Consider the following 13,540-nt stretch of genomic DNA (forward strand, 5'->3'; position numbering starts at 1 on the left):
GTTTCAGACGGCATACGGCGTTACTCCTGAATCCACAGCGTACCGACTTTAAAGCCTGCCTCGTCGGTTGAGGCGGTAAAGTCGATTTCGGGGACGGAGAAGTCGTCGTTTTTCGTTGAGAACAAGCCCAACTTACCGCTGGTTACGCTTTCCAGTTCCAACAGGGCTTTTTTGCCTTTGAACTGCGTCAGGTATCTCAGCTTAAACGTCGGCGTGTTGCCCATCGCCATGTTTGACAAATCAAGCTTCTTGGCTGACGGCATGGCTTGGGTGTAGGTAAAGCTCGGATAAACGGTTTTACCCTTATCCGCCTCGTTAAAGGTGTACAAGCCTGTTGCGGATACCATGTATTGACCGGCTGTCGGATTGCTGGCGACCTTGATGTATGCCGTACCATCACTTCCCATCACGCCCGCGTCTTCAACGAACGTACCGCCATTGGGTGCGGTTGCCTGAACGGTATACGCGCCGCTTGCTGGAATTGCTTTACCCGTTACATCCGCCCAAAGCGCCTTCATTGTTCCGGTCGCATATTCCGCGCCGAAGAACAGGGTATTCAGGGCGAGGCCGTTAATCAGTGCGCCCTTGAATTTGCCCGAAACTTTGACCTTGCCTTGTGCAACAGCCAGTGCAAAGCGGTTTTGACCGTAAAACTCCTTCAACAATGTGAAAATGCCGTCTGAAGTAGGTGCAGACGGCATGTTTTTTATTCCGGTGCGCGGAAGCTGTCGTGGCAGGATTTGCAGCTTGAGCCGGTTTCGCTGTAGGCGGCTTTGATTTCATCCAGTTTGCCGGTTTGTGCTGCGGCATTGAGTTTTTCGACGGCTGCTGCGAAATTTTCTTCTTCGGCTTTGAATTTTGCAGCATCGGACCAAACGGCGGGCAGTGCGCGCCCGTTGCCTTGCGGATCGGACTCAAAAAGTGTGAACGGTTTCTTGCTGCTTTCGGCAAACGCCGCGGCCGCCTGTTTGAATTTTTCGACATCGTAAGGTTCTTCGTCTTTGACCATTTTGCCCATGCGTGTGAATTCGGGCATCATGGATTTGAACGCGGCAGTACGGTTTTCGGAAATTTCACCTTTGGGTTGGGAAGGTATTCCGCTGCCTCCGCAGGCGGAAAGGAGCAGTGTGATGGCGGCGGCAGCAAGGCTGATTTGGGTTTTCATGTTGAATGTGTCCTGTTGTGGTGGTATGGTTGTTTTGAATCAGGCGGTCATGCCGTCTGAAAGTCGCAATGATACCTGAAACGGGTTTGGGAAACGAGCAAAGAAAGGAAAACGGATGACGGTTTTGATTACGGGTGCTTCTGCCGGTTTTGGCGAGGCGATGTGCCGTGCGTTTGTCGGGGCGGGTTACCGCGTAATCGGTGCAGCACGCCGTACGGACAGGCTTCAGGTTTTGGCGGATGAGTTGGGCGGGCTGTTTCATCCTTTGGAAATGGATGTGTCGAGCCGCGAATCGGTAGAAAACGCCTTAAATGTGATTCCGGAAGCGTTCGCAGACATTGACTGCCTCATCAACAATGCAGGTTTGGCATTGGGTTTGGATACGGCGGATACGGCGGATTTCGGAGATTGGGAAACGATGATTCAGACCAATGTGTTGGGCCTGACGTTTCTAACGCGCAAGATTTTGCCGAACATGGTGGCTCGGGGCGGCGGTTATGTGATGAACCTAGGTTCGGTTGCAGGCAGCTATGCCTATCCGGGCAGTAATGTTTATGGCGCGACTAAAGCGTTTGTACGTCAGTTCAGCCTGAATCTCCGTGCCGAATTGGCAGACAAAAATATCCGTGTTACCAATATCGAGCCGGGTTTGTGCGGCAATACGGAGTTTTCCAACGTGCGGTTTAAAGGTGATGATGCGCGTGCGGCAGGCGTGTATGAAGGTGTGGCATTTATACGCCCCGAAGATATTGCGGATACGGCATTGTGGCTGTACCGGCGTCCTGCCCACATGAATGTGAATACAATTGAAATTATGCCTGTGGCCCAGACTTTTGCGGGCATGAGGGTAATTAAAAAGGATATGCCTGAAGTTCGTGGAAATTTTGAGAAGCAGAGTATGTCGCTGTTTGCCCGCATTAAGTCTTGGTTCAAATGAGCGAGGGAGATGCCGTCTGAACGGACGGCATCTGTATGAAGCCTATATCAGGCCGGTCAATTTTGGATTGCCGTCTTTGGGAATCGGGCGCGGATTGCCTTCTGCATCGATGGCAACATAAGTGAATACGGCCTCGGTTACGAGATGGCGCTCTTCAGTAACATGATCGTTCATCAGGGTTTTGACCCAGACTTCGATTTTGAGCTGGAGGGAAGTGTTGCCTACGCGGACGCAATGCCCGTAGCAGCAGACGACGTTGCCGACTTTGACAGGGCGGATAAAGTTCATTTCTTGAACAGCGACGGTAACGATGCGTCCCTGTGCGATTTCTGCCGCCAGTATGCCGCCGCCCAAATCCATCTGCGACATAATCCAGCCGCCGAAAATGTCTTGGTTGGGATTGGTGTCGCGCGGCATGGCAACGGTACGCAGGAGTAGCTCGCCTTGGGGATGTAGGCGTTTGTCTTCTTCATGCTGCATGGTATTTCCTTGTTTCTCTGAAGTTCGTTTATTGTACGATGTTTTCGGAAAGCATGAGAAGGATGTTGTCCGGTTTAATTTTTAGGGGGAAAAATGTATCCGATAAGGGAGCCTTTAAACAGCGGATATCTGCGTGTATCCGATATTCATGAAATCTATTGGGAAGAGTCGGGCAATCCTGAGGGTGTGCCGGTCATTTTTCTGCATGGCGGACCGGGCGCGGGCGCTTCTGCCGCTTGTCGAGGTTTTTTCAATCCTGAGCGGTTCCGTATCATCATTATCGACCAGCGTGGTTGCGGACGTTCCCGACCGTATGCATGCGTGGAAGACAACACGACTTGGGATTTGGTGGCGGATATCGAAAGAGTCCGTGAAATGCTGGGTATCAGGAAATGGCTGGTGTTCGGCGGTTCTTGGGGCAGTACTTTGTCGCTGGCTTATGCCCAAACTCATCCCGAACGGGTAAAGGGATTGGTATTGCGCGGTATATTCCTGTGCAGGCCGTCTGAAACGGCCTGGCTGAACGAGGCAGGCGGCGTAAGCCAGATTTATCCCGAGCAATGGCGGCGTTTCCTTGCGCCGGTTGCCGAAAACAGCCGCCATATGTTGATTCAGGCATATCATGAAATGCTGTTTCATGAAGATGAAGAAGTATGTTTAACCGCGGCCAAGGCTTGGGCGGATTGGGAAAGTTACCTGATTCGTTTCGAACCTGAAGAAGTGGATGAAGATGCTTATGCCTCACTGGCGATTGCGCGTTTGGAAAACCATTATTTTGTCAACGGCGGTTGGTTGCAGGGTGATAAGGCGATTTTGAACAATATCGGCAAAATACGGCATATCCCGACCATTATCGTACAGGGGCGGTATGATTTGTGTACACCCATGCAGAGTGCGTGGGAGTTGTCGCAAGCGTTTCCGGAAGCTGAATTGAGGGTGGTGCAGTCCGGGCATTCCGCGTTTGATCGTGCGTTGTCGGAGGCATTGGTAGGGGCGGTTGAAGATATTTTGCCCCGGCTTTTGTAAAAGTTCCGCATAAAAAAGCAGCTTCCGTTTGGAAGCTGCTTTTGCCATGAAACGGCTTAACGCAATTCGGAATAGAGTTTGCCCAATAATGTGGATGCATCTTTGCCGGCATATGCGCTGCCGTCTTTGTTGAGCAGGACGATGCGCGAACCGTTGGCGACAGGCTCGGCATAGACAATCAGTTCCGGCTGTTCGGCAGGTTTGTCGGCTTTACCTTTTCCCAGCAACCGTTTAAACAGCCCCGGTTTTTGATTGGCAACGGCATCGCTTTCATTTGGAGACTGTTTGACCAGGAAGGCATGGCGTTCGACATTTTGACCGATAACGGTTAGGCCGATGCGGTCGAGGGCAAGGGCGGTACGCCGCCAGTTTCTGCCGTAGTCTCCCAGTACGGTCAGGCTTTTACCTTCGATACGCGCCATTTCGTTTGCGGCGGGCAGGGTCAGGTTTTTTGCCAAAGTCTTTTCCGCCTGTTGTCCGTCAACGCCCAAATACTGCATGAAGCGCGCCAAGAATGCGGCTTCGAGATTAGGGTCTGAGGCGGAAGGCTGCCACATGGTCGTATCTTTGTTTTTGTCGCCGTACACTTCTTTCATGGATTTGTGTGCGAAGAAGATGTCGGAAACGCCGTTTTTACCCTGTTCGATACGGATGATGAATTTATCGCGTTCGCCGGTGGAATAAATTCCTCCCAAACCGACTGTGTCGAATAGGCGGCGCAAGCCGTCTTGGGGGATTTTGGCACGGTTTTCCGCCCACTCGGTTTCCATTTGTCCGATGGCAGGTTCTTCGGACTTGATGTCGAAGCCGTTTTCCTGCCAGAAGGCTTTCAGGAGCGGCCATATTTCTGCCGGTGATTTGCCGTCGACAACGAGCCAGCGTTGGCTGCCGTCGCGCTCGAGGCGGACGCCTTTAACTGTTTTCAATACTTCCGAGTCGGCTGCTTGTTGTACGGCCGGGGTGCGGCGTTTTTCCAAATCGCTGGCACGGACGGCTCCCGAACCGGCAGGAAGGCGGTAGAGATTGCCTTGGTCGGGGTTGTTTAAGTCGGGGGGGACTTCGAGTTTCACCGAACGGTTCGACTGGCTTTGATAGTCAAGTTTGGGTTGCCCGGCCGTGCTGCCGGTGCAGGCAGTCAGTCCGATGAGGAGTAGTGCGGAGATTACAGGTTTGATATGGGTCATCGTGTCATCCTGTTTCATGGATATTAAAGTGTTTGTTGCGTTATGCCGTCTGAACGCTTCAGACGGCATGGCTATATTTAAAGTTGTCCTGAGGCTTTCAGGGCGGCACGGACTTTTGCTTGTCCGTTTTCCGTCAGCGGAACGAGCGGCAAACGGACGTGCGGTTCGCATTTGCCCAGGGCGGATACTGCCCATTTCGGTGCGGCGGGGCTGGGTTCGCAGAACATGGTGTCGTAAATCGGAATCAGCCGGTCGTTGAGTTCGCGTGCAAGGGCGATATCGCCTTGAAGTGCGGTGCGGCACATATCGGCAAAAAGTTTCGGGGCGGCGTTGGCTGCAACGGTAACGACGCCGTGCCCGCCGCACAGCATGAACGGCAGGGCGGTGTGGTCGTCGCCGGAAAGGACGGCGAAGCCTTCGGGAGCGCGGTTGATGAGTTCGATGTTGCTGCCGACGTTGCCGCTGGCTTCTTTAACGCCCACGATATTGGGGATTTCTGAAAGGCGCAGGATGGTATCGTTAGTCATGCTGACGACGGTACGGCCGGGCACGTTGTAGATAATCATCGGAATCGAAGTGGCTTCGGCGATGGTTTTGAAATGTTGGTAAATGCCTTCTTGGGAGGGCTTGTTGTAATAGGGGACGACGGATAAGGTGAAATCTGCACCGGCTTTTTCGGCGGCTTGCGAAAGTGCGATGGCTTCGAGGGTGTTGTTGGCGCCGGTACCTGCGATGACGGGGACGCGCTTGTTGACGTGTTTGACCGTTTCTTCGATTACGCTTAAATGTTCTTCGACGGAGAGGGTGGCGGATTCGCCTGTCGTGCCGACGGCGACGATGCCGTCGGTACCGCTTTCGATATGCCAGTCGATCAAATCGCGGAGTTGTTCGTAATGGATGCTGCCGTCTTGATTCATCGGGGTAATCAGGGCAACCAAGCTACCTTGTAACATACGGAAACCTTTTATTCATTGAGTGAGGTCGATTATGCTTCAGATTGTAGCTTACTTTGTTGTTTGTGTGAAACATATCGGCCGCACGGTTGGTTCGAAGGCCTAAGTTCTATCATATCTTAATAAATAATATTTTTTATAATCATAAAATTATTGGGTTTAAGCAGTGGATGCGCCGTTGAGGATTAAAATGTGTTAAGCGCATGAAGGCTCTCTGAAAATGAAGGACTGTCCGGTGCGGAAATTCAAAGAAATTTGAATTCGGACAACCGGTGGTGTTTTTTGCACATGAGGATTTGAATTGATAAGGAATCTTTGATTCGTTACAATTTCGTTCTTAAAATTTTTTAACGTTTGACAACGGATAGAAAGACTCCAATGGCTGAAACAATGAAAAAACAGGCGGATTCGCCTGATTTGGTGTACGGTTTGGAAGACAGGCCGCCGTTCGGTAATGCGCTCTTGAGTGCCGTTACCCATCTTTTGGCGATTTTTGTGCCGATGATTACGCCCGCGCTGATTGTGGGCGGCGCGCTGGAATTGCCGGTGGAGATGACGGCGTATCTCGTGTCGATGGCGATGGTTGCGTCGGGTGTCGGCACTTATTTGCAGGTCAACCGCTTCGGGCCGGTCGGTTCGGGGATGCTGTCCATCCAGTCGGTGAATTTCTCGTTCGTTACCGTCATGATTGCGCTCGGCGCGGGGATGAAAGAGGGCGGTTTAACCAAGGATGCGATGATTTCGACGCTCTTGGGCGTATCGTTTGTCGGCGCGTTTTTGGTGTGTTTTTCGGCGTGGCTTCTGCCGTATTTGAAAAAAGTGATTACGCCGACGGTCAGCGGCGTGGTCGTGATGCTGATTGGTTTGAGTTTGGTACACGTCGGTATTACTGATTTCGGCGGCGGCTTCGGCGCGAAGGCGGACGGCACGTTCGGCTCGATGGAAAACTTGGGGCTGGCGTCGCTGGTGTTGCTGATTGTGTTGATATTCAACTGTATGAAAAACCCGCTGTTGCGCATGAGCGGCATTGCGGTCGGGCTGATTGCCGGCTACATTGTCGCGCTGTTTTTGGGCAAGGTGGATTTTTCCGCGCTGCAAAACCTGCCGCTGGTTACGCTGCCCGTACCGTTTAAATACGGTTTTGCTTTCGACTGGCACGCATTTATTGTGGCGGGCGCGATTTTCTTGTTGAGCGTGTTTGAGGCGGTCGGCGATTTGACCGCGACGGCAATGGTGTCCGACCAGCCGATTGAAGGCGAGGAATACACCAAACGCCTGCGCGGCGGCGTGTTGGCTGACGGCTTGGTGTCGGTGATTGCGACGGCTTTGGGTTCGCTGCCGCTGACGACGTTTGCGCAAAACAACGGCGTGATTCAGATGACCGGCGTGGCTTCGCGCCATGTGGGCAAATATATTGCCGTGATTTTGGTGCTGTTGGGTCTGTTCCCCGTTGTCGGTCGCGCGTTTACGACGATTCCGAGTCCGGTGTTGGGCGGCGCGATGGTTTTGATGTTCGGCTTGATTGCGATTGCGGGCGTGCGGATTTTGGTCAGCCACGGCATCCGCAGGCGCGAAGCGGTGATTGCGGCAACTTCGGTCGGTCTGGGCCTGGGTGTGGCATTTGAGCCGGAAGTGTTTAAAAACCTGCCCGTCTTGTTCCAAAACTCTATTTCCGCCGGCGGTATTACGGCAGTCTTGCTGAATTTGGTCTTGCCCGAAGATAAAACCGAGGCTGTGGTCAAGTTTGATACCGACCACTTGGAACACTGATTTTGAAAATGAATGCCGTCTGAAACAGAATCCCTGTTTCAGACGGCATTGTTTTTGAGACTTACGCTTTTTCGTTTTTTAATACGCGTTGTCGGCGTGTTTCACTTAATACCATTCCGGCAGACACGGAGACGTTCATGCTTTCGACCGTGCCGAACATGGGTATGGACACCAGCATGTCGCAATGTTCGCGTGTCAGGCGGCGCATACCGTCGCCTTCGTTGCCCATCACCCATGCCGCGCTGTCGGGCAGATCGCAATGGTAAAGGTCGGCGTCGCCGCCCATGTCGGTACCGATAATCCAGATGCCGTATTCTTTCAGCTCGCGCAGGGTGCGGGCGAGGTTGGTTACGGTGATGTAGGGGACGGTTTCCGCGGCACCGCAGGCGACTTTGCTGACGGTGGCGTTCAGTCCCGCGCTTTTGTCTTTCGGTGCGATGACGGCATGTACGCCCATTGCGTCGGCGGTACGCAGGCATGCGCCGAGGTTGTGCGGGTCGGTGATGCCGTCGAGTATCAGCAACAGCGGCGGTTCGCTGAGGTTTTCCAATACGTCTTCGAGGTGGACGTGGTTTTTGGAGGCATCGATAAATCCGACCACCCCTTGATGGCGCGCGCCTTTGCTGATGGCGTTGAGGCGGTCGGCATCGGCAAAATATACGCGGATGTTTTCGTTTGCCGCCTTCTCCAACACTTCGCGCGTGCGTGCGTCTGATTTGCCTTCTTGGATGTAGAGTTCGACGATGGATTTGGGGTTTTGCCACAATCGGGCATTGACGGCGTGGAAGCCGTAGATGGGTCTTTGGTTTGCCATGATGGTGCTTTGTCGGAAATTTCAGACGGCATTATAGCAATTTATCCTGATGCCGTCTGAAGGGGTTAAAACAGGTAGGTGATGTATTTCACCAACAGGATAAACAAGATGGATACGGCGCAGCCGATTTTGAAGGCCGTTCCGACGACAAGCCCCAACAGCGTACCTAAGCCCGCTTTACCTGCCTGTATCATGTTGCGGCAGCTGATGAGCTCTCCTGCAGCCGCACCGATTAGCGGGCCGAGTACAAGGCCGGGAAGGGAGAAAAACATGCCGATGATGCTGCCGATCAATGCACCGCGAACGGCGAGCTTGCCCGCTCCGGTATATTTTGTTCCCCATATACCTGCCACATAGTCCGTCAGTATGCCGGCAAGGCTGATGAGTCCGACCAGCCACAGGATGCCTGCGCCGTAGATTTGGTATCCGCCGGCATAGGCAAGCAGCCATGTTCCGGCAAACATCAATGCTAATCCGGGGAGGGCGGGGTAAACGATGCCCGCCGTACCGACGGCTATCAGGGCGAGTGCGAGGATGACGAGCAAGGCGGTCATAGGTTCAACCTTTTCTTTTGTTCTGAAAAAAACAGCTTAATACGGAGCGGCATTCTTCTTGCAGGATTCCGCCCCGTATGGCGGTGTGCGTATTGAGGCGTTTGTCGGCAAACAGGTTGACGATGCTGCCTGCTGCGCCAGTTTTGGGTTCTACCGCACCGTATATCACGCGCTTGATTCGTGCCTGTATCAGTGCGGACGCGCACATGGCGCAGGGTTCGAGGGTGATATATATGTCGCATCCGTCAAGGCGGTAGTTTTGCATTTCGCTGCCTGCCTGTGCCAAGGCGTTGATTTCGGCGTGTCGGCTGACATTGCAGTCGGCAATGCAGGTGTTGTGTGCCGATGCGATGATTTTGCCGTCGGAAACGATGACTGCCCCGACGGGTATTTCGCCCATTAATGCGGACAGTTTCGCCTGTTCCAATGCCAAACCCATGAAATGCGCCATTTCGCCTTGCGGGGGAAAGGCGGCGACGGGCGGATGGTTTTTCAACTCGGTAAGCAGGCGGGTTTTGTCGTGTTGCGTGATTTCTTGCGGGAGTGTGCCGTTCAGCAGCGACTCAAGCTGCCACAGCGTGCTTTTCGTGAGGGTCAAACCCGATGCCTTCAATAACAAGAAGGTTTGAACCGCACCGGTCTGACGCAGGTCGGCAAGCGTGCGTATGCCCAGACGGTGGAGGGCTGCAAGGGTTTTTGGGGCGAGCGGCGGTGTGGTCAGCATGGTTTATGCGCCGAAAAACCGTTTTGCCGCCTCAATCAGGCGTGTGCATGAAGTGCCGTCTGAAAACGGGTCGGCAACGCAGTCTAAAGGTGTTTTGCGCAACCAAGTCAGTTGGCGTTTGGCAAGTTGGCGCGTGGCGGCAATGCCTTTCTCGACAAATGCCGGGAAATCGGTTTTTCCGTCCAGATATTCCCATGCCTGACGGTAGCCGACGCAGCGTATGGCAGGGGAGTCGGCGGTCAGGCTGGGATAGAGTAGGCGCAGGTTTTCTACTTCGCCGATAAAGCCCTGTTCAAGCATCAGGTGGAAACGCTGGGCGATGTTTTCATGCAGGCGGGCGCGGTTTTCGGGAATCAGGGCGGTGGTATGCAAATCAAAAGGGAGCGTATGGGAGGTTGGGCTGCCAAGGTGCGCACTCATCGGTTTGCCGGTTAAGTAATAAACTTCCAAAGCGCGTCCGATACGCTGGCTATCGTTCGGTTTCAGACGGCATGCTGTTTCAGGGTCGACTTTTTGCAGGGTGCGGTAGAGAAAATCCAAGCCGTACATCTGTTTTTGTTCGTCCAAGTCGGCACGCAGGCAGGCATCGGCCTCGGGCAAATCGTTCAAACCTTGGGTCAGGGTGCGGAAATACATCATCGTACCGCCGACAATAAGGGCAAACCTGCTGCGTGAGGAAATTTCCCCGACCAAGCGCGTGCAGTCTTCGACAAAGCGGGCGGCGCTGTATGATTCGGTAGGCGGGATGATGTCGATAAGGTGGTGCGGTACAAAGGAGAGCTCGGCATGAGACGGTTTCGCCGTGCCGATGTCCATACCGGTATAGACCAGTGCGGAATCGAGGCTGATGATTTCGACCGGCAGGGTTTCGGCGATTTTGAGGGCGAGCGCGGTTTTTCCTCCGGCGGTCGGGCCCAAGAGGGCAAAGGCTTTTGGAATCGGCATGATGTTTCAGGGTTGCGAAAATGCGGATTATAGCGGAAAGCGTGCCGACGTTATATTTTGGTTTGCGGAACTGCCCATTGTCTGTCGGTGAGGTCGTAGATTTTTTGTATGTCTTTCAAAATTCGTTCGAAATCTATACCCAGGTCTTTCAGCCTGCCGGAGCAGATATCGAACACCCAGCCGTGGACGGTAGGATAATGCTCGTTCAGATAGCGTTTTTGGACTTCCGCCATTTTGATGATGTTGATACATTGTTCCTGAACGTTCAGTTCGACCAAACGGTCGTAGCGTATGTTTTCGTCGTCAATCGCGTCCAGCTCTTCGCGGTGCAGCCGGTACACGTCGCGGATGTTGCGCAGCCACGGGTTCAACGCGCCGTAGTCGCAGGGTTGCATGGCGGCTTTGATGCCGCCGCAGTTGTAGTGTCCGCAGACGACAATGTGCTTGACTTTCAAATGATCGACCGCGTAGCCGACCACGCTGGCAGCATTGATGTCCAGAGGGTTGACCATATTGGCGATGTTGCGGTGGACGAATACCTCGCCCGGCTTCATGCCCATCATTTCTTCGGCAGTAACGCGGCTGTCGGAACAGCCGATGTAGAGGTAGTCAGGTGTTTGATTTGCGGAGAGCGTCTCGAAAAAATGAGGGTTGTGCCGCAACTGTTCTTCTGCCCAGCGGAGGTTGTATTCAAAAATGTCCTGTTTGGTTTTGTTCATGTATTTCTCCTTTTGATGCGCATTTCAGACGGCATTGCCGACAGTCTATGCCCGATGCTGCCGTTAGACAAGGTACGTTCTTGAGGCGATAATGGCGTTTTGCTTTTTTTGTTTGGAAGCCTTGCGATGTTCCGAAACCTGCTTGTCCGCTGGCTTGCCGTCTGCCTGATACCCTTGGCGACGCTTGCCGTTTTCGCCGCCAATCCGCCCGACGACGCGGCGCAACACTTAATCAACGGCATCATTCTTGCCTGCGAAGCAACGTTTCTGTTTAAATTTATCCTCTTTGAAACCATCAAGCATCATTTGAAGCAAGAGTTTGATTTGAAACGTCAAACCATGTTGCTGTTTATTCCGATCATTTTGCTGATTGTGTATTTGTTCCACTATTTCGGCGCGTTTTAGTTTTGAAAAGGCCGTCTGAAACGGATTTCAGACGGCCTCAAGTCTTTTATGAATACATACGCTTTTCCTGTTTGTTGGATTTTTTGCAACGTCATCGACAATTTCGGCGACATCGGCGTTTCCCTGCGGCTTGCCCGTGTTTTGCATCGTGAACTCGGTTGGCAGGTGCATTTGTGGACGGACGATGTGTCCGCCTTGCGTGCGCTTTGCCCCGATTTGTCCGATATCCCCTGTGTTCATCAGGATATTCATGTCCGCACTTGGCATCCCGAAGCGGCGGACATTGATACAGCGCCTATTCCCGATGTCGTCATCGAAACTTTTGCCTGCGACCTGCCTGAAAATTTGTTGAACATTATCCGCCAACACAAACCGCTTTGGCTGAATTGGGAATATTTGAGCGCGGAAGAAAGCAACGAAAGGCTGCACCTGATGCCTTCGCCGCAGGAGGGTGTTCAAAAATATTTTTGGTTTATGGGTTTCAGCGAAAAAAGCGGCGGACTGATACGCGAACGCGATTATCGTGATGCCGTCCGTTTTGATACCGAAGCCCTGCGAGAGCGACTGATGCTTCCTGAAAAAAATGCCCCCGAATGGCTGCTTTTCGGCTATCGGAGCGATATTTGGGCGAAGTGGCTGGACATGTGGCAACAGGCAGGCAGCCCGATGACCCTGCTGCTGGCGGGGACGCAAATCATCGACTGCCTCAAACAAAGCGGCGTCATTCCGCAAAACGCCCTGCAAAACGACGGCGATGTTTTTCAGACGACCTCTGTCCGCCTCGTCAAAATCCCTTTCGTGCCGCAACAGGATTTCGACCAACTGCTGCACCTTGCCGACTGTGCCGTGATACGCGGCGAAGACAGTTTCGTCCGCGCGCAGCTTGCCGGCAAACCTTTCTTTTGGCACATCTACCCGCAAGACGAGCATGTCCATCTCGACAAACTCCACGCCTTTTGGGATAGGGCGCATGGTTTCTACTCGCCCGAAACCGCATCGGCACACCGCCGCCTTTCAAACGACCTCAACGGCGGAGAGGCATTATCCGCAACACAACGCCTCGAATGTTGGCAAACCCTGCATCAACATCAAAACGACTGGCGGCAAGGCGCAGAGGAGTGGAGCCGTTATCTTTTCGATCAGCCGTCAGCTCCTGAAAAACTCGCCGCCTTTATTTCAAAGCATAAAAAAATAAGCTAAAATAGCGCGTTTATTTACAACCGATTTGATTGGAAATCACAATGAAAACAGCACAAGAACTGCGCGCCGGCAACGTATTCATGGTCGGCAACGATCCTATGGTCGTTCAAAAAACCGAATACATCAAAGGCGGCCGCTCTTCCGCCAAAGTCAGCATGAAACTGAAAAACCTGCTGACCGGTGCCGCTTCCGAAACCATTTACAAAGCCGACGATAAATTCGACGTCGTCATCCTGTCCCGCAAAAACTGTACTTACAGCTATTTTGCCGATCCTATGTACGTCTTCATGGACGAAGAATTCAACCAATACGAAATCGAAGCCGACAACATCGGCGACGCGTTGAAATTCATCGTTGACGGCATGGAAGACCAATGCGAAGTGACCTTCTACGAAGGCAACCCTATCTCCGTAGAATTGCCTACCATCATCGTACGCGAAGTCGAATACACCGAGCCTGCCGTTAAAGGCGATACTTCCGGCAAAGTGATGAAAACTGCACGTCTGGTCGGCGGCACTGAAATCCAAGTGATGTCTTACATCGAAAACGGCGACAAAATCGAAATCGATACCCGTACCGGCGAATTCCGCAAACGCGCCTGATATCCTACTTGAAAAATGCCGTCTGAAAGGTTTTCAGACGGCATTTTTACATCAACGGCCGT

At 52.9% G+C, this 13,540-nt stretch carries 16 protein-coding genes; 6 read left to right on the top strand and 10 right to left on the bottom strand.

What is annotated here, in order from left to right; all coding sequences use genetic code 11:
• Positions 1–20: 20 nt before the first annotated feature.
• Together BBW69_RS07790 and BBW69_RS07795 are read right to left on the bottom strand one after the other, a co-directional pair.
• A complete protein-coding gene (locus BBW69_RS07790) occupies positions 21–701 on the bottom strand; it encodes a hypothetical protein (protein WP_223169982.1) in 681 nt (226 codons plus the stop codon).
• A gap of 5 nt (positions 702–706) precedes the next feature.
• A complete protein-coding gene (locus BBW69_RS07795; RefSeq protein WP_107960340.1) occupies positions 707–1,165 on the bottom strand; it encodes a cytochrome c in 459 nt (152 codons plus the stop codon).
• Between the two features lie 115 nt (positions 1,166–1,280).
• Between BBW69_RS07795 and BBW69_RS07800 the strand changes: the two genes are divergently transcribed.
• Positions 1,281–2,102, top strand: coding sequence for an SDR family oxidoreductase (locus tag BBW69_RS07800; RefSeq protein WP_003675013.1), 822 nt, complete (start codon positions 1,281–1,283; stop codon positions 2,100–2,102).
• A gap of 42 nt (positions 2,103–2,144) precedes the next feature.
• Here the strand turns inward: BBW69_RS07800 and yciA are convergent, their stop codons facing one another.
• On the bottom strand, positions 2,145–2,582 hold the full coding sequence (gene yciA, locus BBW69_RS07805; RefSeq protein ID WP_003675015.1) for an acyl-CoA thioester hydrolase YciA: 438 nt from the start codon (positions 2,580–2,582) through the stop codon (positions 2,145–2,147).
• Positions 2,583–2,675: 93 nt separating this feature from the next.
• Between yciA and pip the strand changes: the two genes are divergently transcribed.
• Complete coding sequence (gene pip, locus BBW69_RS07810; protein ID WP_188210958.1) at positions 2,676–3,608, top strand: prolyl aminopeptidase; 933 nt, start codon at positions 2,676–2,678, stop codon at positions 3,606–3,608.
• A gap of 56 nt (positions 3,609–3,664) precedes the next feature.
• Here the strand turns inward: pip and bamC are convergent, their stop codons facing one another.
• The gene (bamC, locus tag BBW69_RS07815; protein ID WP_188210959.1) at positions 3,665–4,861 is read right to left on the bottom strand and encodes an outer membrane protein assembly factor BamC; all 1,197 of its coding nucleotides are present in this window, start codon (positions 4,859–4,861) and stop codon (positions 3,665–3,667) included.
• A gap of 8 nt (positions 4,862–4,869) precedes the next feature.
• A complete protein-coding gene (gene dapA, locus BBW69_RS07820; RefSeq protein WP_188210960.1) occupies positions 4,870–5,745 on the bottom strand; it encodes a 4-hydroxy-tetrahydrodipicolinate synthase in 876 nt (291 codons plus the stop codon).
• A gap of 378 nt (positions 5,746–6,123) precedes the next feature.
• Here dapA and BBW69_RS07825 point away from each other — a divergent pair, with 378 nt between their 5' ends.
• Positions 6,124–7,515: a nucleobase:cation symporter-2 family protein gene (locus tag BBW69_RS07825; RefSeq protein WP_107859899.1), complete on the top strand. Its 1,392-nt coding sequence runs from the start codon at positions 6,124–6,126 to the stop codon at positions 7,513–7,515.
• Positions 7,516–7,576: 61 nt separating this feature from the next.
• On the opposite strand, the gene rlmB is transcribed toward BBW69_RS07825, so the two are convergent.
• From rlmB to BBW69_RS07850, 5 genes are all read right to left on the bottom strand, one after another.
• A complete protein-coding gene (rlmB, locus tag BBW69_RS07830) occupies positions 7,577–8,329 on the bottom strand; it encodes a 23S rRNA (guanosine(2251)-2'-O)-methyltransferase RlmB (RefSeq protein ID WP_003675027.1) in 753 nt (250 codons plus the stop codon).
• A gap of 65 nt (positions 8,330–8,394) precedes the next feature.
• Entirely contained in the window at positions 8,395–8,883 is a 489-nt protein-coding gene (locus BBW69_RS07835; RefSeq protein ID WP_188210961.1) for a DUF456 domain-containing protein, read from the bottom strand.
• A gap of 4 nt (positions 8,884–8,887) precedes the next feature.
• The gene (gene tadA / locus BBW69_RS07840; protein ID WP_188210962.1) at positions 8,888–9,607 is read right to left on the bottom strand and encodes a tRNA adenosine(34) deaminase TadA; all 720 of its coding nucleotides are present in this window, start codon (positions 9,605–9,607) and stop codon (positions 8,888–8,890) included.
• Positions 9,608–9,610: 3 nt separating this feature from the next.
• Positions 9,611–10,552, bottom strand: coding sequence for a tRNA (adenosine(37)-N6)-dimethylallyltransferase MiaA (miaA, locus tag BBW69_RS07845; protein WP_188210963.1), 942 nt, complete (start codon positions 10,550–10,552; stop codon positions 9,611–9,613).
• A 50-nt stretch (positions 10,553–10,602) separates the two neighbouring features.
• Positions 10,603–11,271 carry a carbonic anhydrase gene (locus BBW69_RS07850; protein WP_188210964.1) on the bottom strand — a complete coding sequence of 223 codons (669 nt, stop codon included), beginning with the start codon at positions 11,269–11,271 and terminating at the stop codon, positions 10,603–10,605.
• Positions 11,272–11,397: 126 nt separating this feature from the next.
• Between BBW69_RS07850 and BBW69_RS07855 the strand changes: the two genes are divergently transcribed.
• From BBW69_RS07855 to efp, 3 genes are read left to right on the top strand one after another with little or no spacing between them, the layout of a single operon-like run.
• Positions 11,398–11,676 (top strand): hypothetical protein, encoded by a 279-nt coding sequence (locus BBW69_RS07855; RefSeq protein ID WP_111727110.1) that lies wholly within the window; start codon positions 11,398–11,400, stop codon positions 11,674–11,676.
• A 48-nt stretch (positions 11,677–11,724) separates the two neighbouring features.
• On the top strand, positions 11,725–12,876 hold the full coding sequence (gene earP / locus BBW69_RS07860; protein WP_188210965.1) for an elongation factor P maturation arginine rhamnosyltransferase EarP: 1,152 nt from the start codon (positions 11,725–11,727) through the stop codon (positions 12,874–12,876).
• A 41-nt stretch (positions 12,877–12,917) separates the two neighbouring features.
• The gene (gene efp, locus BBW69_RS07865) at positions 12,918–13,478 is read left to right on the top strand and encodes an elongation factor P (RefSeq protein ID WP_002213793.1); all 561 of its coding nucleotides are present in this window, start codon (positions 12,918–12,920) and stop codon (positions 13,476–13,478) included.
• Positions 13,479–13,540 lie beyond the last annotated feature (62 nt).

It is taken from the genome of Neisseria sp. RH3002v2f (genome assembly GCF_014596375.1).
Lineage (GTDB): Bacteria > Pseudomonadota > Gammaproteobacteria > Burkholderiales > Neisseriaceae > Neisseria > Neisseria cinerea.